This window comes from Paenibacillus sp. 01T443, from assembly GCF_056398325.1.
Genome location: NZ_JBFTPE010000005.1, coordinates 606281 through 631928, shown reverse-complemented (window position 1 = coordinate 631928; position 25648 = coordinate 606281). Strand labels below are relative to the sequence as shown.

Genomic DNA, 25648 nt, shown 5'->3' with positions numbered 1-25648 from the left:
CAGAACAGGAGGACAAGAACATGAATGTAAAGCCGTTGCAAAAGGTAATTCAATATGTGTGCAGCCCGCGCGGGGCCAAAATAAGTTTGCTTTGCTGGGTGCTGCTTGCGATTGCGCTCAGCCTGGCAGCCCCGGGCGCGAAGGAGTATGCGATAAGTGCGGGAGAAGGCAATGCCGGCGGCAGCAATCCGGCTGCGCAAGCGCAGCGTTTGCTGGATGAGCAATTTCCCTCCTCGGACGGGATGCCTGTGCTGCTCGTGTTCCATAACGAGCAAGCAATCACAGCCGAGCAACGAAAGAGCATCTCGCAGTTCAGCGAGTGGCTTGCCTCGGATTCGAAGCCTGTACAGGTGGATAAAGCAATGCCTTTCCATGACATGCCAGAGCCTGTGCAAATCAAGCAACTATCCGAGGATCGGACGACGCTGCTGCTGCCTGTTTCGCTGAAGGCACACACGGAATCGGATCAGGTGCTGACAACCTTGGAGGCGATAAGAGAGAATTGGGAGAATTTTGGGACTGCGGGGGTTCGGCTTGAGCTGACGGGTCCGGCAGCGATAGCCGCTGACACGCTTACGCTCTTTCGGAATGCGGATATGGTGCTGATGTTCTCGACGGTTGTTCTTATTCTTATTTTGCTCATCGCGATCTACCGTTCGCCGCTGCTCGCGATTATACCGCTAGCGGCTGCAGGCCTCGTTTATGCGGTGGTGGACCGATTGATTGGACTCGCGGGCAAAGCGGGCTTGTTCGTTATCGATAAGCAATCATTATCGATTATGATGATCCTGTTATTCGCCGTGATCACCGATTATTGCTTATTCGTATTTTCACGCTACCGCGAGGAGCTGCTCCAAGCTGAAAGCAAGCACCAGGCGATGGGAGCGGCCATGAAGCATGCTGCGGAGCCTATTTTATTCAGCGGGGGAACCGTTCTGCTGGCGATGCTGGCTTTGTTTGCTGCAACCTTTCAGCCTTATAGGGGCTTTGCACCAGTATTCTCGGCTGCGGTGGCCGTTATTTTGCTGGCTGGCCTTACGCTTGTACCCGCTGTATTTGCCCTGCTTGGCCGCAAAGCCTTCTGGCCCTTCGTGCCGAAAGCGCAGACACAGCCTTTGGGAACGAGGACTCGCACTCGCTTATGGACCCGCGTTGGAAGCTTTGTTACGAGTAAGCCGAAGCGGGTTGCGGGAATTCTGCTCGTACTGCTGCTGTTAGCGGCAATTAACAGCATTGGGGTCAGCTTTTCCTTTAATCTCATGGAATCCTTCCCTGAGAAGCTGGCATCACGCCAAGGATTTGAGCTGTTGGAGCGGCATTATCCGCCGGGAGAGCTGGCCCCTGTTACACTGCTCGTAAACAATGGAGCTGATATTGAAGCGGACGGCTCCTTCACGAATAAGCTGCATGCCTTGACGCAAAAAATGAAAGGACAAGGAAGCATAGCTTCCGTAAATCCGGATGTGCTTCTTGGAGAGTCATTGCCTGCAGAGGCCATATCGAAGGATAAGCGCACGGCGCGGCTTCAGCTGGTATTGCGAACGAATCCCTATGAGAATAAGGCGCTGGATACGGTAGAGCAGTGGAAAAAGGACAGCAGCTCATTACTCCGCGAGAGCGGTTTTGACCCATCGCTCCAATCGCTGCAGTTCGCTGGTCAGACAGCGGCGCAGGTTGATGTGCGTGCAATGAACAAGCAGGATATGGCGGTTGTGTTCACGCTGATTATTCTCTTCATCACCATGATGCTTGCTTGGCAAACAGGCTCCGTTAAGCTGGCCTTCTATATGATGATTACGATTTTGTTATCTTACGCGGCGACGCTGGGAATGAGCTGGGGCGTGTTCCACAGTCTGTTTGGCTATGAATCAATCAGCTATCGGCTGCCGATGTACAGCTTTGTCTTTATGGTTGCCTTGGGCGTCGATTATAATATTATGCTCGTCTCACGCGTGCAGGAGGAAGCGACTCGCCATCCGTGGCGAAAGGCGATTCAGCTTGCGGTGGCATCGACGGGCGGCGTCATCTCATCAGCAGGAATCATTCTTGCGGCGACTTTTGCCGTACTGATGACGCAGCCGCTGCAGGAGCTGTTTCTCTTCGGCTTTATGATGGCGGCAGGCATTTTGCTGGATACATTCCTCGTTAGAGGGATGCTGCTGCCTGCATTAATGAGCTTACTTATCCATAAAAACAAGAATGAAGCATCCTAGCGGATGCTCTTTTTTGTTTATAGGCTCTGGAATTCATTAGGACGCGCAAGAATCAACGGAAAACGTACTGCTAGACGGATCGTTTGTTAATTCGGCATCGTTTAACGGGATTTTCTACCGTTAAAATAACCGATTTGACGTTCGGGCTTGAATTAGCAGGATTTATTACCGTTAATTCAGTCCGTTTCCCGTTGAGACGGTGGTTTGCCCGAAATTAAAGGGGGAATTTCCTGTTAAATATAACTGTGCTGCCATTTTCACCAAATCAACAGGAGAATTTCCAGTTATTTAGAATGAACAAAAGAAATGAACAAAAGAAATGAACAAAAGAAATGAACAAAAGAGAGAAGCTGCTTAGCAGATGTTTGGAGTGTATCGTAAATTGAGGATGTCTCGCGGCATAAGGGCTGCGGGCACCCTTTTTACGTTTCGGAGTCCATATCGCAATTCGAAGGAAAAACTGCTACTGTAGAAGATGAACCCTTTCGTTTAGGACGCAGCAATACTCTGCCTTAACGGGCGTTAATTGGCACTGAGCGATAAGCTAATTACATCAGAAAGTGATGTAAACCGTTGTATTCCAAGACCTAATAATGGGGAATGAATGGAGGAATGTGCATGTCATCCTTTAAAGCGTTTATGATTAATAAAATAGATGGCCAAATCCTTGGTGAAACGAAGCGGATGGAGGTAGCGGGTCTGCCGGAGGGCGAGCTGCTCATTCAGGTGTCGTATTCCAGCGTAAACTACAAGGATGCGTTAGCCTGCTTGGCAAACGGCGGAATCATAAAAAGCTATCCGTTTATTCCAGGCATTGATTTGGCAGGTACCATCGTGTCCAGTGAAAATGAGCGGTTTCGGCCGGGAGATCAGGTAGTGGTGACCGGCTATGGATTGGGAGTCAGCCATTTCGGCGGCTACAGCGATTATGCAAGAGTGCCCGCGGAATGGGCGCTTAAGCTGCCTCCGGGGTTATCGATGAAAGAGGCAATGATTCTTGGAACAGCGGGCTTTACGGCTGCTTTATCCATTTATGAGCTGCAGCAAAATGGCGTGCGTCCGGAGGATGGCCCTGTTCTGGTTACCGGGGCGACAGGCGGCGTAGGCAGCGTGGCTGCCGCTATTGCCGCGAAGCTTGGCTATGAGGTGGCGGCAAGCACGGGCAAGCCGGATAAGCATGCGTATTTACGCGAGCTTGGCGTGAAGCGGATCCTCTCCAGAGAGGAGCTTGCGGCAGGCACGAAGCGGGCGCTGGACAAGCAGCTTTGGGCAGGGGCTATCGATTGTGTCGGCGGTGAGACGCTGGCAGCGCTGCTTCCGCAAATGCAATACGGCGGCGTAGTCGCGGCGAGCGGTTTAACGGGCGGCTCTGAGCTTTCGCTTACGGTATTTCCGTTTATTATCAGAGGAGTCCGGCTCATCGGCATTGATTCGGTTATGGTTGGCATGGAGAAGCGGGGCAAGGTTTGGGAGCTGTTAGCAGGTTCTTATAAGCCGCAAATCCTAAATGAATTATGCAACGAAATTGGGCTGGAGCAGGTAATGGAACAGACGGCGTTGCTTTTGAAGGGACAGTCCAAGGGCAGGACGGTCGTGAAGCTTTAGGGGAGTTGTAGAAGAAGGTATAGAAGACGCTGTAGAAGAAAGGATTAGAGAAAATTGGATTTTCAGCAACTCATTATGCTTATTCCCAGCATGGAGCATGTACAGCTCTATCAGACATCGCAGCAATTGAAGCTGCAAGCCGGCCAGTATGCCTTGGTTATCGTTCGGAAGGGGCATGTTACGGTGAAAACGGGCGGGGCGGATGCTGTCATCTGCTCCCAAGGCTATGCATGCCATCCTCAACAGAGCAGCTATAGCATTGAAGTGCCAAAGACAAGGGAAGCGGAGTACGGCATTATTGTTTACCGCATGATTCCCGAGGATAAGGAGTGGACGCTCGCGGGTCCGCTCAGTACGTTCAGCGAGGTGAAAATTCATTATATGCTGGATGAAATGCTGCGCATAACCGTACCGGATTTGCCTGCTGCCGAGGAGGAACCGGATGTCACTTTGCGGTTTCGGCTGCGTCTTATGCTGGAGCGGATTTTGTACATCTATTTGTACGAATCGGGAATGAAGAAGGAAGATAAATCAGCGGAGCAGGCGCTGGAAGATACGATCTCTTATATGAACGAGCACTATATGCTGATGCTGACCCTGCCGATGCTCGCAAAGCGCGCGGGTATAAGCGAGGGCCATTTTACCGTCCTGTTCAAAAAATATACGGGGGAGACGATGACCGTTTACATGCGACGTCTTCGCATCGAGAAGGCTAAGCAGCTTTTTCAGCAAACGGACTTAACGGCCAAAGAGATTGCCCAAAAATCAGGCTTTACGGATTACTTTTACTTTAGCCGGATGTTCAAGAAGGAGGTAGGCTGCTCCCCTATGGCCTTCAAAAAAGGTCTTGCAGAAATCTAAAAATAAGACATGCCCAATCTTAAAATAAGATATGTTCGAATGGGAGGGTTACCTTTAGAATGTAAATGAGAATAATAATCATATTCATCTATAGGGGGCACAATCATTATGTTTCAAGGTTTTAATCGTGTACTTGGATTTACGGTTTTAAGCATCGTCCTATTAAGCCTGATCGCTTGCGGCAACGCGGCTAACAATGATTCACAACCAGCGGCGGAAGTAGAGCAGGCTTCGAATACGCCAGCGAATGCGCCAGCAGAATCCAAGACGGTATTCGAGCATGCGCTTGGCAAAATTGAGCTGGACAAAACACCTGAGCGGGTTATCGTACTGGAATTTAGCTATACAGATGCGCTAATGACGCTGGGCGTTCAGCCGGTCGGTGTTGCTGATGATGACGACAGCTCTTTGTTTATGGATACCGTAAAGGAACAATTGAAGGAGTACACTTCCATCGGTTCCCGTTATGAGCCTAATATCGAGTTGATCAGCTCGCTGAAGCCTGACTTGATTATTGCGGATTTAAATCATCACAAAACAGTGTATGATCAGTTGAATGCCATAGCGCCAACGCTTGTGCTGGATGATCATCAAGCGGATTACAATCAAATGCTGGAGAACTATAAGACCATTGCGAAGGTGCTTGGCAAGGAAGCGGAAGGCGAGAAGCGCTTGGAGGAGCATACGGCGAAAATAGCCGAAGCCAAAGCGAAAATCAAAGATGTAAGCCTGACCGTCCTTCCTGCAGTCGTGAATCCCAAAGGCTTTTATGCCCATTCCGACCATTCGTATACGGGTTCATTTTTGGCAAGCCTTGGCTTTACCGATCCGGTGAAAAGCGAGGATTCTTATCCGCAGCTGAGCCTGGAGCAGCTTGTTGAGACCAACCCGCAAGCGATTTTCCTGCTGCCGGCAACGGAAGAGACGATTATCAGCCAGTGGGAAGTAAATCCGCTCTGGAAAGAACTTGACGCTGTGCAGAACGAACAAGTCTTTACTGTGGAAAGACGCAATTGGGCTTTGTCACGCGGCCTAATCGGATCGGAGAAAATGGCCGAGGATATCGTTCAATATTTAGGGGAGTAAGGACATGAACAAGCGACCCAGTCTCAAACAGCAGAACCGCAAGCCGGTTCTGCTCTTCCTTTTTTGTTTGTCATTTATTATTTTAGCCATTGGTTTTTTTAGCAGCTTAAAATGGGGGCAAGCCCATACGTCATGGAAGGTGTTATGGGAAGCGCTAACCTGGCAAGGAAACGACAAAACACATCTATATATTCAAACGCTGCGCTTGCCGCGAACGCTAACCGCTCTTTTTATCGGGGTGCAATTGGCGCTAGCGGGCTTGCTGACCCAGTTAATTACTAGAAATCCGCTGGCATCGCCGCATTTATTAGGGATTCATGCAGGTGCTTCTTTGGCTGTGGTAATTGCGTTGATTACATTATCCAGCTTTTCATTGGCCCATTCGGTCTTATTTGGTTTTATCGGCGCTGCATGCGGAACGTTTCTAGTGTGGCTGCTAGCAGGGACGCAGCAGAAGCAGCATGTTCAGCTCACCCTCGCAGGCATTGCGGTATCGGTTCTGCTCTCCTCCTTAACGGAGGGGCTCACGATTTTGAACCAACATTCCACAGACAGTATGCTGTTCTGGCTCGTTGGCTCCGTTGACCATGCCTCCTGGGCAGAGGTGCGGGTGATTATGCCCTTCTCCTTGGCAGGCTTTGCCGTATTTATGCTCATGATTCCATCCATTAAGCTGCTGGCCATGGATGATGCTGTCGCCATCGGCCTTGGGGGGCGCGTTGCCGCGATTAAAGCGGTCTGTATGCTGCTAGTTATAGTACTGGCTGGCTCGGCTGTTGCGATTTGCGGGCCCATCGGTTTTGTCGGGTTGATCATTCCGCATATTGCGCGCGCATTGGTGGGCGGAAAGCTTGTGCTGCTCATTCCCCTAACGGCGCTGCTTGGCGGCAGCCTGCTGCTATATGCGGATTTCATCAGCCGTTTTATTGCATTTCCCTACGAGTCGCCGGTAGGCATCGTAACGGCTGCGATCGGCGGTCCGTTTTTTATTTATTTAGCCCGCAGAAAAAGAGGTGCAGAACATGCTGCGTAAAAGTATGCCGCTCTTCATCGCCTTTGCTCTGCTTATTGTGCTTGCCGTGCTGTCCGTACGGGTCGGCGCTGTTTCTGTTCCTTTTCAAGAGCTGTGGGAGAGTCTGGTGACGAAGGACGGTTCATTCTCGTTCATTGTGCGCGAATATCGAATGCCCAGAATTGTTGTAGGCATCTTGGCCGGCTTCGGACTGGCAGTGGCAGGGGTAATCCTGCAAAGCATCATACGCAACCCGCTGGCCAGTCCCGATGTCATTGGCATTACCAAAGGGGCAGGCTTCGCCGCAACACTGGTCATCTTTGTTTTTTCCGGAGCTCCCAGCTATGCGCTTCCGATAGCCGCATTTGCCGGAGCGTTGTTCGCGTTTCTCCTGCTGCTGTTATTAAGCAGAAGAATGACATTAACGCCGGCTTCCTTTGCTTTGGTCGGCATTGCAATCGGCGCGGTATTTCAAGCGGGGATTCAGTATTTACTCGTTAAAAATCCATCGGACATTAATATGGCGCTTTTATGGATGTCGGGCAGTCTGTGGGGAAGAAGCTGGGATGAGGCATTTATGCTGCTGCCGTGGATCATTGTCCTGCTTCCTGTCGCATGGTGGAATTTTGCTAAGTTAAATGTATTTCAGCTCGGGGATGAATGGAGTGTGGCGCTGGGGCTCAATCTTGTGCGGGAACGGCTCTGGCTGCTGCTGCTTGCCGTTGCGCTTACGGCCATTTCAGTAGCGGCAGTCGGAGCAATCGGCTTTATCGGCTTGATTGCTCCACATACCGCAAGGCTGTTGGTTGGAGGGAGGCATCAATGGCTGATTCCGCTTGCGGCGCTCATTGGTGCGGATATGATGCTCCTTGGGGATTGTTTAGGCCGCGTGTTAATTATTCCGCGAGAGGTATCCGTCGGTATTATGACCGCGATTATTGGCGCACCCTACTTTGTATATCTGCTTCGCCGTGCAAGGGTGCGCAGCGAATAAACGGGTTAACGGAGCGGCGGACGAGGGCGTCAGCTTTTTTTTAAGCGGCGGCGTGCGCGAAATTGATTGAATTGAAAATAGATGGTGCAGCCAATGCAAAAGCCGAGGATGGCAGCAAGAGCAGCAGCGCCCATCATGCCTGCGAATATATAGCCCGCTGTAGCCCAGCCGAGTGCAAAGCTAAGCAACGATAAGGTGAGAAAGCCTACACCGAGGGAGTTGTTAAAGCGCTGCAGCTCGGCTGCTTCCGTTTGCGCGGAAGGAAGCAAGCGCGTTAGAAAAGGACGGGCAGCGAGAATGAATATATTTGCCTTTGGACCCAATGCCAATCCGACGATCTGAATAATGAACAACGCCGCGATGAGCCATGGCAGCTGCAGGCTTAATGCAAGGAGGAGAACGATAACGATACCCGTCTGATTGCTGCGAACGTAAGGAATCGGAATTTCCTTCATATTAAAAACCTACTTTCCTTATTGGAATTACTTAATTTAATAGTAGTGAATTACAGTGCAATTAGCAATATTGAAATCATTCTACCCGAAAAAAATTTGGCTGACACGGCTTCATTTTACCTTGCGCAAGATACTGAATTTAATGCTATCATTATGAGCAGTGGGCGATAATAAGCCTAACTCCTTTTAGTTGAAACGGGGGGCTGTGCAATGACTACAGGAAGCCATTCGCAAAACAATGTAGATCGTTTCTCCGGATTTGAAAATGATTATGATCAGCATCGTCCTAAGGCACCGAAAGCAGTTATCGATATTTTAACAAGTTACCTCGGCCGAAAACCCGATGTTGTGGCCGATGTTGGCTGCGGCACAGGCTTGTCCTCCTTTGTGTGGCTTGGACATGCAGGGCAAATAATAGGTTTTGAGCCTAACGACGATATGAGGAGCAAGGCGATTTCCCATTTATCGGAGTTGACCGATGCGGAGCCTATTTCTTTCGTTAAGGGCTATTCGGATAAGCTTGCCTTAGACCCGGAGAGTGTCGATGTGGTTACCTGCTCGCAATCCTTTCATTGGATGGAGCCAGTTAGCACGCTTCGCGAATTCGCGCGTGTTCTAAAGCCCGAAGGTATATTTGCAGCCTACGATTGCGACTGGCCTCCGACGCTGCATTGGTCTGTTGAAGCGGAGTACAAACGGCTCATCGACCGTTCCGAGGAAATTATCGGAAAGTATATTGCAGAGAAGGACCGGGCAAGCAAGCGTGACAAAGAGCAGCATTTAAACCATATCGCGGGCAGCGGATTGTTCCGCTTCTCGAAGGAAATCGTATTTCATAATTTAGAATCCTGCGACGCACAGCGCTATATTGGCCTTGCGCTCAGTCAAGGCGGCGTTCAAACGGTGTTTAAGCTTGGTTCAACGGGGCTCGAGGAACAGCTGCGGCAATTCCGGAGCAGTGTAGAAAATTATTTTGCAGGCAGAATCTTGGATGTTAGGTTTAGCTATCGCATGAGAATCGGCGTAAAGTAGACTCTTTTCAAATGAAAATTCGGATATAAACCAAATAAGCAAGCTGTTAACGCCTTTAAGGCAATAACAGCTTGCTTATTTTTTTAATCCGTAGGGGACAGGGGGGGACTATGGCTTAGTGAATATTCCACTCTTCAACATAAACAATCGATTGTACGTAAAATATTTCATGGCCAACCTCCGTGCTTAATCAGTGATATCGGTTTTAAGGCAGCTGCTCCTATTGCTTTATGAATAGATAGACGGTATAACCGATGGCTGTGGCGATTAGACCGATAGCTGCCGTGAAAGACAGAATGCGGAAAAAAATTTCCCACTTATCTCTTTTTATGCCTCGAATGTCCTGTTCCTTGTTCCCCTGGCTCTCTTGTGTTTCAAAATGATCCTGACGGGGCTTAATGATGGATCACCTCTTTCTTTATTACTTTTTTGCATTTTGTTTATAGACGACTAAGATGGTGCTTCGTTGATAAGCGTTGCCGGATGTAGCTGTTTTGATCATGGAGCCGTAACAAATGTTAATGACTTGGTCGTCGTTTAGCTCCGCCAAAAACTCGTTTGCTCTCTTCTCGGCAAAAACCGTATCCGTATCAATAAATTCTTTAACCTGAATCATAATGAGGTCACCTCCCTTTAAAAATAAACAGATAGGCATCCCGCCGTAGTAGCGGAATGCCTGCTCACGTCCACCATAGCATTGGGGGCTAGGAGTGTCAACTTGAATAAATGAACATCTCATTTGCCTGAACAGTGGGTATCATTAAGTCGAAATTCCATAACTTATGTAATTAAAACTAACATATAGAAACTTTAATATAGTAAGAAACTAAGTAAAAACCTAAGTAAAATTGAGTAAATACAAGCTGAATGCGCTTTTATGGCTATTTTTGTGTTTGTTAGATTATATAACATGTAATAGACTATTGAAGTAGTTGTAGAGAAATATATAACATAGGAGGAGAAAAATATGACACAGATTGTAAAGAGGGAGTTAGCTAAAAAGGTACTTGTTCCGTTGTTAGTGATTTCACTGCTAGCGGCAATGGTTGGCGTATTGGCGAGTAATAGCTTTGTTCGGGCTGAGGAAGCGCCTCAACTGCCAACCTTTAATATCCCGGCTCTTTCATCTGAGCATCAGACATCCAGCCTGCCTAATGTTATTGTTGTAGCAACCGGGGGCACGCTTGCGGGAAAAGCAAGAAATGATGATCCTACCAATTTTCAGAACTATGCAGCGGGTACATATCTGATGTCGGATTTGGTTGCTCAGCTTCCTAAAAAAGATAAAATAGCAGATGTCTCTACCTTTCAATTCGGGAATAAGGGCTCAGGCGGTTATACCATTAAAGAGCTTTATGATTTATCGTTAGCTGTTGATGCTGCGCTCGAAATCTATGACAGCGCGGTTGTAACAACGGGTACCGATACCATGGAGGAAATTGCTTACTTCCTAGATCTCACGGTACGCAGCGAGAAACCAGTTGTTGTAACGGGTGCAATGAGACCATGGGATGTTATTGGTACGGATGGCCCTGCCAACCTTTATCAAGCCATTAAGGTTGCCGGCAGCAGCAAGACAAAATGGTTCGGTACCGTGGTTATGCTGAATGATGTCATTTATGCGGCTCGTGAGGTAACGAAAACTAATGCACACCGCAATGATACGTTTGACGCTCCTATGTTCGGCGCGCTAGGTTATGTGGATGATCCGGCTGTACGCATTTATCGTGCTCCCGCTAGAGCGGCTAAAGCAGGTACGACAGCTTGGTCGTCACCGTTCGATTTGAAAACCATCTCTAAGGATAGTCTTCCCATTGTTGAGATCGTTTATAGCTACCAAGAGGCTGGCGGCGGTTCTATTCGCGGCTTGGTAGAGGACGGCGCAAAAGGAATAGTAACGGCAGGCACAGGGGCGGGCGGTATTTCTTCGCAGCTGGGTGCAGCCCGTACAGCAGCTATTAGGGATAAAGGCGTAGTTTTTGTATCAACGACGAGAACCGGTTCTGGCTCTATCTATGACAGCGGAAGCGGCAGTGTCATTGGCGGCGATAACCTCAATGCGGCACATGCCCGTATGATGCTGCTGCTATCCCTGGCATTTACAAATGATGTGAGCCAAATTAGAAGCTGGTTTACAACCTTCGGTACACAGGATGTTGAAATATCAGTGGATGAAAATACCGTGCTGAGCACTTCAGTTGAAGAGCCGATTGTTGAGCCTGTAGTAACGGAGCCTGTAGTTACTGAGCCTACTCCGAGTACAGAGCCTGTAGTTACCGAGCCTACTCCGAGTACAGAGCCTGTTACTATAGAGCCTACGCCTGCAACAGCACCGGTGACGCCATAATTTTGGAGAGGAGTACGGTTATGACTATAATAAGCCAATCGAAATTATCGAAGAAGATTTTCATTCCTCTCCTCATTACGGCGCTCCTCAGTACGCTTCTGGTCGGATATACCCGATCGGTTCGTGCAGAGGCAGCAGCGCCGGTGCTGCCGACCTTTGACATTCCGGCATTGTCTCAGGAGCATAAAGCATCGGCACTGCCCAATGTTATAGTAGTGGCAACGGGCGGTACATTAGCCGGGCAAGTGAGAAATAATGATCCTACCAACTTTCAAAGCTATGCAGCGGGCACTTATAAGATAGTGGATATGGTTGCACAGCTTCCGAAAAAAGATAAAATAGCCGATGTTTCCACCTTTCAATTCGGGAACAAGGGATCAGGCGGCTACAGCTTGAAAGAGCTTTATGATTTATCGCTTGCCGTAGACGCAGCTCTTGAAATTTATGACAGCGCAGTAGTGACGACGGGTACTGACACGATGGAGGAGATTGCTTACTTCCTCGATTTGACGGTGCAAAGCGAGAAACCTGTCGTCGTCACGGGTGCAATGAGACCTTGGGATGCAATCGGTACAGACGGTCCGGCTAACCTTTATCAGGCGATTAAGGTAGCTGGCAGCGGCAAAACGAAATGGTATGGTACGGTCGTTATGCTAAATGACGTCATTCATGCGGCTCGCGAGGTAACGAAGAGTAATTCGCATCGTATGGATACGTTTGAGACGCCTATGTTTGGCGCTTTGGGCTACGTCGATGATCCGGCGGTACGGATTTATCGTTTGAATGCCCGTGCGTTAAAGGCGGGGGATGCCGACTGGGCTACGCCGTTTAACTTAAAGACGATTTCGAAGGAAAGCCTGCCGAAGGTTGAGATTGTGTACAGCTATCAAGAGGCTGGCGGCGGCGCGATTCGGGCATCGGTTGAGGATGGAGCAAAAGGAATCGTGACAGCGGGTACGGGAGCGGCTGGGATTTCTTCCAAAATGAGCGCAGCACGCTCCGCAGCCATTAAAGATCATGGCGTTACATTCGTATCGACGACAAGAACAGGCTCCGGTACCATTACCGGCGGCGGCAGCGGCATTATTGCCGGGGACAACCTGAACCCGCAGCATGCCAGAATTATGCTGATGCTGTCGCTCGCATTCTCGAATGATTTCAATACGGTAAAGAACTGGTTTGAGACAGTGGGCACGCAGGATATTACGTTAGACGTGGCTGAAACTCCTACCGTTCCTGGAGGAGGCAGCGGATCTGGCGGTACTGAAACAAATTCGGGACAAGTTACCATTGGAGCCGGCAGTGCGGGCACCTTAGGCTTGGATGACAGCGTCACGGTATCTGTTCCGGCAGGAGCGACAAAGGAGCAAATGCAGCTGTCCATTACGAAGCTGACAGGTACGGGCGGTATTGTAGAGTCAACAAGCCAGCTGGTATCACCGATTTTTGAAATACTCAAAACAATATCGTCAAACTTCTTGGTTCCTGTCACGCTAACCTTTAAATTTGATCCGGCACTCATTAAGGAAGGCAAAGTGGCCTCCGTATTCTATTATGATGAGACGAAGAAACAGTGGATCGAAATGGGCGGAACTGTGAGTGGCAGCACCATTGCTGTGAAAACAGATCATTTTACAAAGTTTGCAGTGTTTGCAGTGGATAAAGCGGATACAGCCTTTACGGATATTTCCGGTCACTGGGCGGAGGCTGCTATTAAAGAGGCTATTGCTTCCGGAATTGTAAAAGGCTACACGGACGGAACCTTTAAGCCAAACAATACCGTTACGCGCGCGGAATTTTCCGTAATGCTGATGGGTGCATTAAAAGCAGAGGGCGAGGGTGCGGCGCTTACCTTTACCGATCAAGCCAAAATTGCTGCTTGGGCGAAGGAAGCCGTCGCGCATGCGGTCAAAGCGGAAATTATTAGCGGGTATCCAGACGGAACCTTCCGTCCAGGCGCTAATATTTTGAGGATGGAAATGGTGTCGATGATTGCAAAAGGAGCGAGGTTAACCTTGGATCCGAACGCAGCAACAAGCTTTGCCGATAACGAAGATATTCCGGCATGGGCGATGGGAGCTGTTAAAGCAGTTAGCGATAAAGGTATTATTCAAGGGCGCACAGGCAATGTATTTGCTCCAAAAGCTACGGCGTCGAGAGCGGATGCTATTACGGTAATTATGAACATGCTCAAAAAGTAAATAAGAACGAAATAAAGCTTGAAAAGGCGGTTCCTTAAGGTCGATGATGACCTGTTGGAGCCGCCTTTTTCTATGCTGCAGCTATTTTATTGAAAAGGATAGCTCTGCTTGACGTATCAGCTCGGCTGTTTCAACCGGATGTGAAATGGGAAAGTGGTGACCGCGGTCAATCCACTTAGTGGAAAATTGATTGTAAGCCTGTGGCAATGAGAACATCTTGTCTTGTGTACCCCAAATGATGCTGATTGGTTTGCTTTGCCAGCTTGCGGGCTGGAGTTTGAAGTGTGAAGCTTTCGTCAAAGCCGCAAGGGTGTCGGCAAGTGTCGCCCTGACTCGGGGTGAGCTGAGCTCATTTCGCATGAACTGGATATAGCCGGCCGGAATTTCCTCGACGCTCTCGAAGCAGCCTTGCGATACGAGTTTATTACGCAGCGTGTCTTCTGAAAGCATGGTTAAAAGTAGGCGATTTATGCTAGGAATGCTGTAGAGGGCATTCGCCTGATGAAAGACAGGCTGCAGCAAATGTAAGGCGTGGATGCGCTCAGGTATCCGCTCCTTCACCTGGGCTGCAAGCAATGCGCCGTAAGAATGGCCGATTAAAGTAACGGGCTCCGGCTGTGAAATGATGGCCGTAATAACGGCTTGGATGTGTCCTTCTACTACGTTTGCCGGGTGGTGGTGATACGGCGAGCGTCCGAAGCCGGGCAGATCGGCAACCCATACGGGGTTGTCTTGCAGCTCCGACGCTAGCGGGAGAAGACAATCTGCACCGCTAAAGGTGCCGGGCAGCAGCAAGATAGGCTTGCCGGCGCCCGTCTTCTCCAGTGTAGCGAGCTGCCCGCGTCTGCCGCGTACGAAGTCTGCGCGAGCCGGACTGCCATGCGATAGGCGGTAATCCAAATCGGCAATAACATGGGGCAAAACGGATGTGTTCACTGATGCCGGAAGACTGTATTTTTGCTGTATTTGTTTTGCCGGTTCCGTAGGGAAATCCGTATTAACAATAAAGCTGAGCGATTGCGCGGGTATGCCGACCTTGCTGCCTAATGAAGTGCTTAACAGCTTAGTTAAAAGCGATAAGGAAATCGAACCGATTGGTGCGGGAACGCGGAGCTCCTTGTTAATGATGCGGATAAGCTCAGTCATGCTGGGGCTCTTGTCTTGCTCATCCAGTAAATAATAGGTTTCGTTAACCGGCTGTCGTTCATTCGTTAGTGCCGCGATGAAAGCTGCAGTGTGATCGACGTGAACGAGCGGGAGCCAATGCTTCCTGCCGCCGGGAACGGTACCCATCAGCTTACGCCTGGCGGATGCAATTAGAATGCCTAGTCCGCCGGTTTGTTCTGTATTTCCGGTAGCGGAATCGCCGATGACGACGCTTGGGTGTACGACGGAGAGGGGGTAGCCGGATTGCTTGGCTTGTTCTCGTATGTGGAGGTCGGCGGTTATTTTCATTCGTTCATAAGGTGATTCATGCTCCAAAAGCTTCATAATCGCTGCGGGTTCATTCCTATTCTTATCGGTCACGGGACTCTTAAAGCCAACGACATGAATAAAGTGGCGAAAAATGCCGTTCTGATAAAGCTCGGAGGCTAGTTGGCTTAAGTAATCAGCGGCATCTAGAAACACCTGTTTTGCTTGCTGTTCATCAAGCGAAATGTCCATGGGGCCGCCTGCATGAATAATGACGTCTACGGCTTGTATGGCATGTCGGTCACTTGGCGATAATCCAAGCCCTGGCTGTGTCAAATCTCCGACAACGGCAGATAAGAAGCGGGATGCTTCTTCGCCTAACTGCTTAGCGAGCTCGGCGAATCGGCTGCGTGAGCGTACTAAAGCCGTAATGTGATGCCCGTTTGCTGCGAGATGCCTAACGATCTGGGTACCGATAAAGCCGGTTCCGCCGGTAATGAAAATATGAGCCATACGAAAACCACTCCTTAAAGTTTTTTAGTAGTACTAATCAGTACTAATTTGGTTAAAAAAATTACTTTAGCATGGAAGCTAAAGCATGAAGCGATTGCTGCAAAATGGTTGAATCCGGGTTGGCGTGCTGCAGGAATAGCCCGCCTTCAATTGTAGATAAAATTAAGGCTGCCATTTGCTGCGGCGGCAGCTTGCTGCTGAATTCGTTGTTTGTGATACCCTCCATAATAAGCTGCTCAAGAACCGTTAGCTGTCTGTTGAAAAAACGGCTGATTTGTTCGCGGATCTCACCTGCCTCTTTTGGAGTTTGCGTATAGAGCGTCAGGAAGGGGCAGCCCCCCAGGCAATCAACGTCTTGTTCAATAAGCACCTGCATCAGCCTCGTGAGACGATCCATGACAGGCTGTTCCGTCTGGTTGGCGATATGGGTGATAAGTTCTTCATACTGATCTGTCATTCGCTCGATAATCGTAGACAAGAGTTCCTCTTTGCTTTTAAAATAGTAGTAAATATTGGTTTTTGATACTTTGCTTTCCGCAACGATATCGTCCATGCTGGTTACAAGGTAGCCCTTGCTTAAAAACAAGCTGGCTGCGGTTTGCAGTGCAGTTTCACGATTGGAAGTTTTTGTTTTAGTGTTCATATTAGTACTATACAGTTCTAAAATATTGCTGTCAATTATTTACTGACTACGAAGGGTAGATCGTATGCGATTGTACAAGTGATTAGATAGGCAACCTTTTACGGAAAAAAACGTTTATTCATTATTCAGGAAGGGGGAGAATTTACATGACACAAGCTGCAAATAGCGTGCCTGGAGCCGCGGTGCGTGGAACGGCATCTGGTGTACTATTCATGTCATTTTTCGGTACATTATGGGCCTATACAGGCACGATGGGATTGCAAGGCTGGGGAACTTCTCTGTTTTTAGCTGCTGCGCTTGTCATTGGGGGCACGCTGTTTTTGAGCGGAGTTTCTTTAATACGGTCTTCAAGAAAATTACCTGTTCAGGCAATCACGGGAGATGCGCGAACCGGTAAACGAATGAGGTTTTGGTTTAACATTAATTTTGCGGCAGAGGGGATAGCGATATTCATAGCCATTGCGGTCTGTAACGCTATCGGGCACAGTGAACTTATACCGATATTAATCGCAATTATAGTAGGTATTCACTTTTTTCCGCTTGCTTCTCTTTTTCGGGTTAAATTTTATTATTTTACAGGCGCCTTTCTGTGCTTGCTTGCCTTGATTACATGGCTGTTTGTGCCAGAAAGCATTACGGTAGGCGGGCATCCAATCGATGCCTATCTGTCTATCGTGGGCTTTGGCTCTTCTATTGTTCTTTGGGGAACGGGCCTGGCCATTTGGCTAATAGGAAGAAGGCTGCTGGCAGGTGTTTCGCATGATCGAACAGGCATTTGAAGCTAAAATAAAGGGGCTGTCTCAAAAGGTCTGATGACCCGAGAGACAGCCCTTTTTTCATGAAAACAAATGGTTTCTTGGTGATCTGGAGTTGTTGCCGAGCAGCATGCGGAAGGTGTCGGTTTAAGTTTGAGCATGCGGCGATTGCTGCAGCAACGCGGACGATTTCTATCGGGTGTAAGGGGGTTCTCGGTCAAAATGTTCTTTGAAAATTTTTGGACGTACGGTCCTGCAGAAGCTAAGAGTAATAAAAGTTCGGTCAGAGTTCTACGTTGTAGTTTTTGCAATGTATGGACAAAAAACTAGTTGGATCGGGGTGTACAATGCAGTTGGTTTCTTGGTGATCTGGAGTTGTTGCCAAGCAGCTTGCGGAAGGCGTCGATTAAAGTTTGAGCATGCGGCGATTGCTGCAGCAACGCGAACGATTTCTATCGGGTATAAGGGGGTTCTCGGTCAAAATGTTTTTTGGAATTTTTGGACGTACGGTCCTGCAGAAGCTAAGAGTAATAAAAGTTCCGTCAGAGTTCTACGTTGTAGTTTCTGCAATGTATGGACAAAAAACGAGTTGGATCGAGGCGTACAATGCAGTTTATGCAATGGGAGTGCCTATTTTCGAACGGGTAGTAACGGGAGGTGCCCATTCTGTTGCATTAAATGCATTGTAGCTAAAAAATAGATGCGTATTCCGGCATTCTGCTGCAGAAACTGCAGTGTACCGGAGCGGCTGGCGGCTAAAAGGATGCCCTGGATTTGCGAGACTAAAATTAGGTGGGTTGGGATATTCACTAAGCGCATGAAAAACCCATGATCTTGGAATAAGATCATGGGCACCAAGCTCACAGCGGCTAGGTTTGTGACATCCCAAACGCTCCTCCGGTATCAGAAGAGCAGGTTACTGCGAGGGCGTTAGCTTATAACAAAGGTTAATACACGCCATGAGCCTCTTCCCACCAGCCGACGGAGATGACCGCAGGGGCGGATCGGTTCATGGAGCTCGTTAACGTAAATAGTATGGCTTTGCCAGGTCCGATAATCCAGTGGCCTGCTTTCTCGCTGGAAATGCTGGAGTAAGAGGGGATAACTCTGGTAGACACGGGAACGGCGGCCAGCGCAGTCGTATCAAGTCCGCTGCCAAATTGTACTTGTCCCCGGGGGAGCGGCGCCGGGTGCAGGGCAAGATTGGCTGATGAGACCTCATGTGACTGCATTCCACGCGTGGGCAAGTTTGAGCAGAAGCAAATTTGCGACACAAGATGATCATCCGACAGGTTGCTCATTACATAAAGATCCAAATAAAGATTAACACCGGATTGAGGAGGATTGATTAGCGCTCCCCAGGTCCGGTTCGAATCGTTCGGATTCAGCTGATCGGTCTCGCCCAAAAAATACTTTCCTTGCAGTGACTTATTTAACGGATTCGGTAAATTTACCACACTGACAGGGCCGTAGCCGTACATAGCTTCACCATCCTTTTTTGCAGCAGGCTTATACTCCACCATATGATGAGATTCCGGTAACATGCCTGCGAATCCAAGTGATGGCGCAGCTGCGCAAGAAATGGCTACTCCTTCGAGATGTGGCTGCCCCAAACCGCAATGCCTTCTTGGGAGAGCGCGCTGAAAGTCATGACATAGCTAAGCGTGCCTTCATTCCACTGGCGCAGCAGCGAGCCTTTATATAACGTACCGTCAATGGTTAGCTCAAGCGCAAAGTCCCCCGTGCTTTTCCAAGTACCGTTAACGCTGCCGGAAATCGTGCCGTCTTTGCCAAGGGCAATAAGACTGGCTGGTTTCACATCCGCTGTAATGTCCTTCCCATGATTCACGTATTTATATTCACCGATTATTTGCTCGGCTTTTACGGGCTCGGCCGTCTCACCCGCATAATGATGGGGAGCTATCACGGGCCAGCCGTCCGTATTCATAAGCATTTGATGCACTCTCACCTCGTGGCCTTCGCCGCGCGAAGGGAAGCGGGTATGGAAGATGATAAACATTTTGCCTGTCTCCGGATCGATATAAGTAGAGTTGTGGCCGGGCGATGCGTATCCCGTTCCGATATTCGCGATTTCACCATCCGCATTGTCCATCTGGAAGTTGCCCATGAGCTTCACTCCGTAAGGTGCGATAGAAACATCGTCGAACAGTGTTCCGGCAGCGCCGAATGCGTTGATCATATCCTTGCCCTCGGAGTCGAGGAATGGACCGTCAGGCTTCTTCGAGCGTGCGACGCGGATATTATAGCCGCCAGTTGAATCAAGTCCACCGTAGGAGAGAAACAGATAATAATAGTCGGTTTCTTTGCTGTACATCATATACGGCGCCTCGATGCGGCTGTGATTGTTGCCGAGCAGCCGTTTTCCGTAGCCTTGGCCGGGCTCGGGCAGTCCGGTTTTCGGATCCATTTTCATAATGAAAATCCCGCCTGAGTAAGAGCCGTAAACCATCCAGAGAATGCCGTCTTTATCGTAAAATAAATTAGGGTCAACCACGTTTGGATGAATCGTCGCATCGTATACGGTACCTTCCTCGCTCGCTTCATTCCACATGCCGGATTTCAGAATCGCTCCCTTATTCGTATAAGGACCCTCTACCTTATCGGCGACAGCATAGCCGAGCACTGAACGCGGGGAATCGCCTTTGCACATGCTGTAATACATATAAAATTTGCCGTCCGGCAGCTGGATGACGTCGCCCGCCCAGAAAGTATCGGTTTCGGCCCACGCAAGCTCCTCGCTCATTTCCGTCAATACATCAGGAATGATTGGATTTCCTTCATAAACACTCGAGTTGAGCTGCTCCCAGGACATTAGGTCCTTAGACTTTGCGACAGCCAAATGTGAACCGAAAATGTAAAAGGTATCGTCCACTTTAATAATCGATGGATCATGTACGGAGGCATCGGCAAATGCGGGTTCTTCTATTGTAACCGCTTCCGAATTTGTGTGGCCGGAATTCTCGGTTGCCGCAGTGGGCTGTGCGATCTCTGTATTTTTCACTTGGTTTCCTGTATTGCCGCCGCTGCATGCGCTCATAAAGGTCATCATGCATACCGTGAGCAAAATAATCGTCGGTTTCCTCAATTTCGTTAATCCCCCTTCGTTGCACCATATTAGTTATATAAACATTAACTGATTAATAAAATTATTATATAATAGGTCATAAAAAAAGAGAAGGGTTATCCCCTTCTCTCCTCTTACTTTGTTTTTGTAGGCTCATCAAAAGTCATGCCCAGCGTGTCCACTGTTACTTTTTTCATGGAAATCGGGTTGTCCGGTCTATCGTTAGCGCCTTTTGCTTGATTAACGATCTCGTCGACAGCCTCCATGCCTTCCGTTACTTTACCGAAAGCGGCATATTCATTATCCAGAGATGGAGCATCTGCTACCATGATGAAAAACTGCGAGCCGCCTGAATCAGGGTCGTTTGAGCGGGCCATAGAGAGCACTCCGCGCGTATGCTTCAGCTTGTTCTCGAAGCCGTTGCTGTTGAATTCGCCAGGGATGCTGTAGCTTGGTCCGCCCATGCCGGTTCCGTCAGGATCTCCGCCTTGAATCATAAAGCCTGGAATAACGCGGTGAAAAATGACGCCGTCATAGAAGCTTTTCTTAACGAGAGAAATGAAGTTATTTACAGAATTCGGAGCAACCTCCGGGTAAAGCTCAAGCTTGATGATTTTGTCATTGCTCAGCTGAATCGTTACGACAGGATGCTTTTCCGGGCCCAGGAGCGCAGGACCATCTTCGGCAGGTGCTTCCGTAGGCGTTGTTGTGTTCGTATTGCCGCCGCCCGCACCGGTCGTCTCGCCGTTATTCGGGGTTTTGGTTCCGCCGCAGCCTGCTACAATGACCAGGATAAGCATAAGGAGCAGCATCATTCCAAGGCGTTTGTTTTTCAAAAACATTTCAATATCCTCCTTATATTTGCGAATGAAAAAGATATTCACATATAAATGTGCTTATATATCTACGCGAAACGAGCTTATGCCACCAAAGGATGGCGACAGCCGTTTACGCTTGTCCAACTTGTATAATATCATATTGCTTGATTTAATTGCGAATATCTTGCGATCTCGTAGAGGGGGAACCTTCATTTGGATTGCCGCATTTCCGGTTAACAGGCTTAATTATTAACATAACAAAATAACAAAATAATTAATGAAAAATCATTTTAAGCCTATAAAAGCTAGTGCAGACCATTTTTTTCTATAAAACCAGGCGATATACTAATAATTAAGCGCTTACATAAACCAGTCATAAACAATAACAAAAATAACAAATTTACAGGAGGCTTAGAATGAAGAAAATACGTAAGTGGGTAGCAGCGATCGTTACGCCTGTACTTGTTTTATCGGTTGTCATGCCTGCTTTCGCTCAAGCAGCGACGACGGATGTGCAAGGGCACTGGGCTCAATCGGCAATTGAGAGATGGCAGGCTAACGGGGTTGTGAAGGGATACTCGGACGGCTCCTTCGGACCCAATAAGAACATTACGCGCGCGGAGCTTGTAACGATTATTAATGCGGTGCTTGGGTTCAAAGCGCAATCCGGGCAGCCGTTTTCTGATGTGGAGGCATCGGCTTGGTACGCTAAATCCGTTTCCGCTGCTCGGGCGGCGGGCTACTATGAGGGATTTCCTTCAAATAAGGCCAAGGCGCTGGATGCCGTTACCCGACAGGATGCGGTAGTACTTCTGGCAAAGGCCTTTCAGCTAAAAGAAAATGGCAGCGTTTCCTTTAAAGATGAGGATGACATAGCCGGCTATGCGAAGACGGCCGTTGACGCTTTATCCGATGTGCTTAGCGGGTATGAGGACGGCTCTTTTAAACCGAAGGGGAAATTAACGAGAGCCGAGCTTGTAGCAGTCATTGATAAGCTTGTCACAGGGTATTACCCGCAAGCAGGTGAATTTGCAGGTATATCCGCAGGGGGGAATGTTGTTGTCGGCGGTACCGATGTCGTGCTGAAGGATATGACGATCTCCGGTAATTTGTATTTGACCTCGGCCATTGGCGATGGCGATGCGAAGCTCGTGAATGTTACCGTGAAAGGTAAAACATTCGTATGGGGCGGGGGCGTAAACAGCGTTACGGTTGATCATTCTACGCTGGCGGATGTAGAGGTTAACCGGGAGGATGGTCCCGTTCGCGTCCTCTTCAGCAACGGCTCAACTGCGCAGCATTTAGCGGCGGACAGCGAATTTACGTTGGAGCTAAACGCAGGCACGCGCATTGACGGCGTTACGTTAAATGCAGGCGCAAGCGGTACGCTGCTTAAAGGCCAGGGCGATGTGAAAAAAGCTTCTATTTTAGCCGACGGCGTCAAGCTTAACGGGAGTGAGCTTAAAAAAGGAGAGGCAGCGATAAAAAATGGCGTCGTAGAAGCGGCTTCCGCAGGCTCCGGCTCAGGCAGCGGCGGCGGCAGCACAGAGCGGGTAGAGAACCTGGTGGATCCGGATGCCACAGATTATACGAAATCCTTGTTTGCTTATTTGGATGATGTGCGCGGACAGCAGGTGTTGTTTGGTCATCAGCACACGACGACAGAGGGCTTGTCCTTTACGAACACGACAGCAACGCAGTCCGATGTCAAAAACGCGGTAGGTGATTATCCGGCGGTATTCGGTTGGGATACGCTTAGTCTTGAGGGCAAAGAAAAGCCGGGCGTGTTTAATGATTACGAGCAGAGCAGAATCAATCTCATCGCCAAAATGAAAGAAGCGCATGAGCTCGGCGGTATCGTTACGCTAAGCGCCCATATGCCAAACTTCGTAACGGGCGGCAGCTTTAATGATACGGCAGGCTCGGTCGTTCAGCATATTTTGCCGGGCGGCGACAAGAACGGGGAGTATAACGCCTTTCTCGATCAAATCGCTTTGCTTGCGGGCAATCTGAAGGATGATGATGGTAAGCTGATTCCGATTTTATTCCGTCCATTCCATGAGCAAAACGGCGGTTGGTTCTGGTGGGGCGCCAAAACGACCACATCGAGCGAGTACGTAGAAATATACCGCTATACGGTTGAATATTTACGCGACCAGAAAGATGTTCACAGCTTGCTGTACGTGTATTCGCCTAACGGTACATTTGCCGGCAGCGAAGCCAACTATTTAACGACTTACCCCGGCGATGATTACGTGGACATCCTTGGCATGGATCAGTACGATAATCAGCAAAACCCAGGGAGCGAGACATTTTTAAATCTATTGGTTGATGATTTGGCGATGATCTCGAAGCTGGCTGATTCGAAGGGGAAAATTGCGACGTTCTCCGAATTTGGCTACAGTCCGCAGGGTATGCTGCAGCAAGGGAATGCGGATACAGAGTGGTTTACGAGGGTGTTGAACGCGATTAAATCCGATCCCGATGCGAAGCGGATTTCTTACATGCAGACATGGGCGAATTTCAGTGCAAACGGTAACTTATTTGTCCCTTATCGCAACGCCCCGGCACTGGGCGACCATGAGCTGTTAAACGATTTGGTTGCTTACTATAATGACCCGTTTACCGCGTTTGCGGCTGAGGTCGGGGATGTTTACAGCAAACAAATTAAAGCAGCAGCAGAGCAGCCTTACCTCCATATTGTAACTCCAGTTCATCAAGGCACCCTAAAAGACAAGGAGACGCTTGTTCGTGCGAGAGTTCTGAACGAGTCGCCTTCCAAGGTCGTGTATGTTGCAGAGGGTAGATCAGCTGAAGTGCCGATGAGCTTGGACAGTGAGGGTTTTTATTCGGCAAGCTGGTCTCCTGCAGGGGAGCAAAACGGGAAAACTGCAGCCATTACCGTGAAAGTTTACAAACAAAATGACGTAGTGCTAGAGCAGTCGATTTCAACGTTTATCAAAGCCGATGAGATTGCATTGAAGACATATACCTTTGACGATCAAATAAACGGCATTCAAAATAACGGCACTTGGCCGGATACGATGACTCTCGCGTTGGAACAGGAGAGCTTTAACGGGAGCGGCGCGCTTAAGCTTAATGTGACCGGTGCGGTGCAAAGCGACAGCTGGCAGGAATTTAAGCTGGAGCTGACAGATGCTGCAAGCTCCGTGCCTCTTGCTTCCGTTAATCGAGTGAAGTTGGACGCATGGATTCCGGTGTCGGCAGGCTCTGCCAATGCGAATGCAAGCTTGCGTACGGTCGTTATGCTCCCTCCGGACTGGTCGGATGAGGGGAAATACGGCATGCTGACAACGGAAGAAAAGCTGGCAGAGTTAGAAAAAGTAACGGTTAACGGCGTAGAATACGCTCGTTACTCCGCAGCGGTTGATATGAATGACGCAGAGAAGTCGGCTGCGGCAACGGGACTTGCGTTATCGATCATCGGAAACGGACTGCAGTTTGACGGTCCGATTTATATCGATAATATTCAGTTGATTAACAGTTACTTTGAACCGCCTGTTATCCCTTCATTAGTGGATGATTTTGAGGGATATCAAGGCGTAAACGCTGCGCTGCAGGCGAAGTTCGTGAAAGCTGGCGGGGACTCGGTTGCAGTCGGCCTTGATCCCGCACATGAGAGCGGCGGCAATTACGCCATGAAATTCGACTATACGCTGGCGGGTTCTGGCTATGCCGGCATTACAAAAGGGCTTGGCGGTGTGGATTGGTCTGCCTTTAACAAGCTGAAGTTCTGGATCGTACCGGATGGCTCGAATCAAAAGCTTGTTATTCAGCTTCGGATCGATGGTGTTTCCTATGAGGCGTATCCGTCTCTGGCAGGCACCACCGGAGAATGGGTGAGTCTTCACTTTAATGAATTTGCGGTTGCGCCTTGGGATACAGGCAACGCCGGCAAAAAAATCAATAAGGTTAGCCTTAAGAACGTGCAGGATTTCTCTATCTACGTAAACGCGGTATCGGGTGCAGCGCTCAGCAGCAGCTTATATTTCGATGATATTGAGGCCATTAATGATGGAACTGGCGGAGTGCCGAACGGAGGCGGCGGAGCGGGAAGTTCTCCTTCACCTGCCGGAACCCTGTACGACTTTGAAAGTGACGCTTCGGGCTTTATCGTAGAAGCTAACGAAGCAAGTGCTGCTGCTCCGATTATTACGACGGATGCAGCAGCAAGCGGTACGCATTCGTTGAGCTCTTCCTTTAGCTTAACGGGAACGGGCTTCGAGCTTACAAAAGTATCGGCGCTTGATGTATCGGCAGTAGATGCTATCAGCGTCAAGGTGAAGCTGTCTGCAGGATCAGCCAACGTGCGGTTATATATAAAGACTGGCACGAACTGGGCCTGGTACGATAGCGGCGCAGCGGTCAGTGTTGATTCGTCCGAATTCAAGATCTTAACGATTTCGTTAAGCGGCGTAGCAGACCGTGATGCCGTGAAGTCAATCGGCATTAAGATTGAGCCGACAAGCGGCTCCGGCACTTCAGCTGTCTACGTGGATGATATCACGCTCAGTGTAAACGAAACCTAACCAAAACGAAGTATAACAATAAACCCTGGAGGAGATGGGCATTTGCTCATCTCCTCCGGGGTTTT

General features: G+C 49.1%; 18 protein-coding genes. 11 read left to right on the top strand and 7 right to left on the bottom strand.

The window, feature by feature from the left end:
- Positions 1 to 20 precede the first annotated feature (20 nt).
- The 6 genes from AC1DLI_RS10425 to AC1DLI_RS10400 all read left to right on the top strand — a co-directional run bounded on the left by AC1DLI_RS10425 (position 21) and on the right by AC1DLI_RS10400 (position 7771).
- The gene (locus AC1DLI_RS10425; protein ID WP_477602160.1) at positions 21 to 2213 is read left to right on the top strand and encodes an MMPL family transporter; all 2193 of its coding nucleotides are present in this window, start codon (positions 21 to 23) and stop codon (positions 2211 to 2213) included.
- Positions 2214 to 2831: 618 nt separating this feature from the next.
- A complete protein-coding gene (locus AC1DLI_RS10420; protein ID WP_477602158.1) occupies positions 2832 to 3818 on the top strand; it encodes an oxidoreductase in 987 nt (328 codons plus the stop codon).
- Between the two features lie 54 nt (positions 3819 to 3872).
- Positions 3873 to 4679, top strand: coding sequence for a helix-turn-helix domain-containing protein (locus tag AC1DLI_RS10415; protein WP_477602156.1), 807 nt, complete (start codon positions 3873 to 3875; stop codon positions 4677 to 4679).
- A gap of 108 nt (positions 4680 to 4787) precedes the next feature.
- Complete coding sequence (locus AC1DLI_RS10410) at positions 4788 to 5765, top strand: ABC transporter substrate-binding protein (protein ID WP_477602154.1); 978 nt, start codon at positions 4788 to 4790, stop codon at positions 5763 to 5765.
- A gap of 4 nt (positions 5766 to 5769) precedes the next feature.
- Positions 5770 to 6798: a FecCD family ABC transporter permease gene (locus AC1DLI_RS10405; RefSeq protein WP_477602152.1), complete on the top strand. Its 1029-nt coding sequence runs from the start codon at positions 5770 to 5772 to the stop codon at positions 6796 to 6798.
- Positions 6791 to 7771: a FecCD family ABC transporter permease gene (locus AC1DLI_RS10400; protein ID WP_477602379.1), complete on the top strand. Its 981-nt coding sequence runs from the start codon at positions 6791 to 6793 to the stop codon at positions 7769 to 7771. Before AC1DLI_RS10405 ends, AC1DLI_RS10400 begins: the two co-directional genes overlap by 8 nt.
- 29 nt (positions 7772 to 7800) lie before the next feature.
- Here AC1DLI_RS10400 and AC1DLI_RS10395 read toward each other — a convergent pair whose 3' ends face one another.
- Positions 7801 to 8226: a DUF4395 domain-containing protein gene (locus AC1DLI_RS10395; protein ID WP_477602150.1), complete on the bottom strand. Its 426-nt coding sequence runs from the start codon at positions 8224 to 8226 to the stop codon at positions 7801 to 7803.
- A gap of 210 nt (positions 8227 to 8436) precedes the next feature.
- Between AC1DLI_RS10395 and AC1DLI_RS10390 the strand changes: the two genes are divergently transcribed.
- The gene (locus tag AC1DLI_RS10390; RefSeq protein ID WP_308996122.1) at positions 8437 to 9258 is read left to right on the top strand and encodes a class I SAM-dependent methyltransferase; all 822 of its coding nucleotides are present in this window, start codon (positions 8437 to 8439) and stop codon (positions 9256 to 9258) included.
- A 421-nt stretch (positions 9259 to 9679) separates the two neighbouring features.
- Here AC1DLI_RS10390 and AC1DLI_RS10385 read toward each other — a convergent pair whose 3' ends face one another.
- Positions 9680 to 9874 (bottom strand): sporulation protein Cse60, encoded by a 195-nt coding sequence (locus AC1DLI_RS10385; protein WP_477602147.1) that lies wholly within the window; start codon positions 9872 to 9874, stop codon positions 9680 to 9682.
- 351 nt (positions 9875 to 10225) lie between these two features.
- Between AC1DLI_RS10385 and AC1DLI_RS10380 the strand changes: the two genes are divergently transcribed.
- Complete coding sequence (locus AC1DLI_RS10380; protein WP_477602145.1) at positions 10226 to 11605, top strand: asparaginase; 1380 nt, start codon at positions 10226 to 10228, stop codon at positions 11603 to 11605.
- A gap of 20 nt (positions 11606 to 11625) precedes the next feature.
- On the top strand, positions 11626 to 13806 hold the full coding sequence (locus AC1DLI_RS10375; protein ID WP_477602143.1) for an asparaginase domain-containing protein: 2181 nt from the start codon (positions 11626 to 11628) through the stop codon (positions 13804 to 13806).
- 81 nt (positions 13807 to 13887) lie between these two features.
- Here AC1DLI_RS10375 and AC1DLI_RS10370 read toward each other — a convergent pair whose 3' ends face one another.
- On the bottom strand, positions 13888 to 15732 hold the full coding sequence (locus AC1DLI_RS10370; protein ID WP_477602141.1) for an alpha/beta fold hydrolase: 1845 nt from the start codon (positions 15730 to 15732) through the stop codon (positions 13888 to 13890).
- A 61-nt stretch (positions 15733 to 15793) separates the two neighbouring features.
- Positions 15794 to 16375 carry a TetR/AcrR family transcriptional regulator gene (locus AC1DLI_RS10365; protein ID WP_477602138.1) on the bottom strand — a complete coding sequence of 194 codons (582 nt, stop codon included), beginning with the start codon at positions 16373 to 16375 and terminating at the stop codon, positions 15794 to 15796.
- A gap of 146 nt (positions 16376 to 16521) precedes the next feature.
- On the opposite strand from AC1DLI_RS10365, the gene AC1DLI_RS10360 reads away from it, so the two are divergent.
- On the top strand, positions 16522 to 17154 hold the full coding sequence (locus AC1DLI_RS10360; RefSeq protein ID WP_477602136.1) for a hypothetical protein: 633 nt from the start codon (positions 16522 to 16524) through the stop codon (positions 17152 to 17154).
- Between the two features lie 923 nt (positions 17155 to 18077).
- On the opposite strand, the gene AC1DLI_RS10355 is transcribed toward AC1DLI_RS10360, so the two are convergent.
- The 3 genes from AC1DLI_RS10355 to AC1DLI_RS10345 form a co-directional block, all read right to left on the bottom strand.
- Complete coding sequence (locus AC1DLI_RS10355; protein ID WP_477602134.1) at positions 18078 to 18743, bottom strand: DUF6143 family protein; 666 nt, start codon at positions 18741 to 18743, stop codon at positions 18078 to 18080.
- Positions 18716 to 20236 (bottom strand): glycoside hydrolase family 43 protein, encoded by a 1521-nt coding sequence (locus AC1DLI_RS10350; RefSeq protein ID WP_477602132.1) that lies wholly within the window; start codon positions 20234 to 20236, stop codon positions 18716 to 18718. Before AC1DLI_RS10350 ends, AC1DLI_RS10355 begins: the two co-directional genes overlap by 28 nt.
- A 113-nt stretch (positions 20237 to 20349) precedes the next feature.
- Positions 20350 to 21057, bottom strand: a complete 708-nt coding sequence (locus AC1DLI_RS10345) for a peptidylprolyl isomerase (RefSeq protein WP_477602130.1) — start codon at positions 21055 to 21057, stop codon at positions 20350 to 20352.
- A 392-nt stretch (positions 21058 to 21449) separates the two neighbouring features.
- On the opposite strand from AC1DLI_RS10345, the gene AC1DLI_RS10340 reads away from it, so the two are divergent.
- Positions 21450 to 25583 carry a glycosyl hydrolase gene (locus AC1DLI_RS10340; RefSeq protein WP_477602128.1) on the top strand — a complete coding sequence of 1378 codons (4134 nt, stop codon included), beginning with the start codon at positions 21450 to 21452 and terminating at the stop codon, positions 25581 to 25583.
- Positions 25584 to 25648: the final 65 nt, after the last annotated feature.

What these genes read in the sequence shown, in the direction of transcription:
- AC1DLI_RS10425 (WP_477602160.1), top strand. Translation starts at nt 21, where the DNA reads ATGAATGTAAAGCCGTTGCAAAAGGTAATTCAATATGTGTGCAGCCCG.
- AC1DLI_RS10420 (WP_477602158.1), top strand. Translation starts at nt 2,832, where the DNA reads ATGTCATCCTTTAAAGCGTTTATGATTAATAAAATAGATGGCCAAATC.
- AC1DLI_RS10410 (WP_477602154.1), top strand. Translation starts at nt 4,788, where the DNA reads ATGTTTCAAGGTTTTAATCGTGTACTTGGATTTACGGTTTTAAGCATC.
- AC1DLI_RS10405 (WP_477602152.1), top strand. Translation starts at nt 5,770, where the DNA reads ATGAACAAGCGACCCAGTCTCAAACAGCAGAACCGCAAGCCGGTTCTG.
- AC1DLI_RS10395 (WP_477602150.1), bottom strand. Translation starts at nt 8,226, where the DNA reads ATGAAGGAAATTCCGATTCCTTACGTTCGCAGCAATCAGACGGGTATC.
- AC1DLI_RS10390 (WP_308996122.1), top strand. Translation starts at nt 8,437, where the DNA reads ATGACTACAGGAAGCCATTCGCAAAACAATGTAGATCGTTTCTCCGGA.
- AC1DLI_RS10385 (WP_477602147.1), bottom strand. Translation starts at nt 9,874, where the DNA reads ATGATTCAGGTTAAAGAATTTATTGATACGGATACGGTTTTTGCCGAG.
- AC1DLI_RS10380 (WP_477602145.1), top strand. Translation starts at nt 10,226, where the DNA reads ATGACACAGATTGTAAAGAGGGAGTTAGCTAAAAAGGTACTTGTTCCG.
- AC1DLI_RS10375 (WP_477602143.1), top strand. Translation starts at nt 11,626, where the DNA reads ATGACTATAATAAGCCAATCGAAATTATCGAAGAAGATTTTCATTCCT.
- AC1DLI_RS10370 (WP_477602141.1), bottom strand. Translation starts at nt 15,732, where the DNA reads ATGGCTCATATTTTCATTACCGGCGGAACCGGCTTTATCGGTACCCAG.
- AC1DLI_RS10365 (WP_477602138.1), bottom strand. Translation starts at nt 16,375, where the DNA reads ATGAACACTAAAACAAAAACTTCCAATCGTGAAACTGCACTGCAAACC.
- AC1DLI_RS10360 (WP_477602136.1), top strand. Translation starts at nt 16,522, where the DNA reads ATGACACAAGCTGCAAATAGCGTGCCTGGAGCCGCGGTGCGTGGAACG.
- AC1DLI_RS10345 (WP_477602130.1), bottom strand. Translation starts at nt 21,057, where the DNA reads ATGTTTTTGAAAAACAAACGCCTTGGAATGATGCTGCTCCTTATGCTT.
- AC1DLI_RS10340 (WP_477602128.1), top strand. Translation starts at nt 21,450, where the DNA reads ATGAAGAAAATACGTAAGTGGGTAGCAGCGATCGTTACGCCTGTACTT.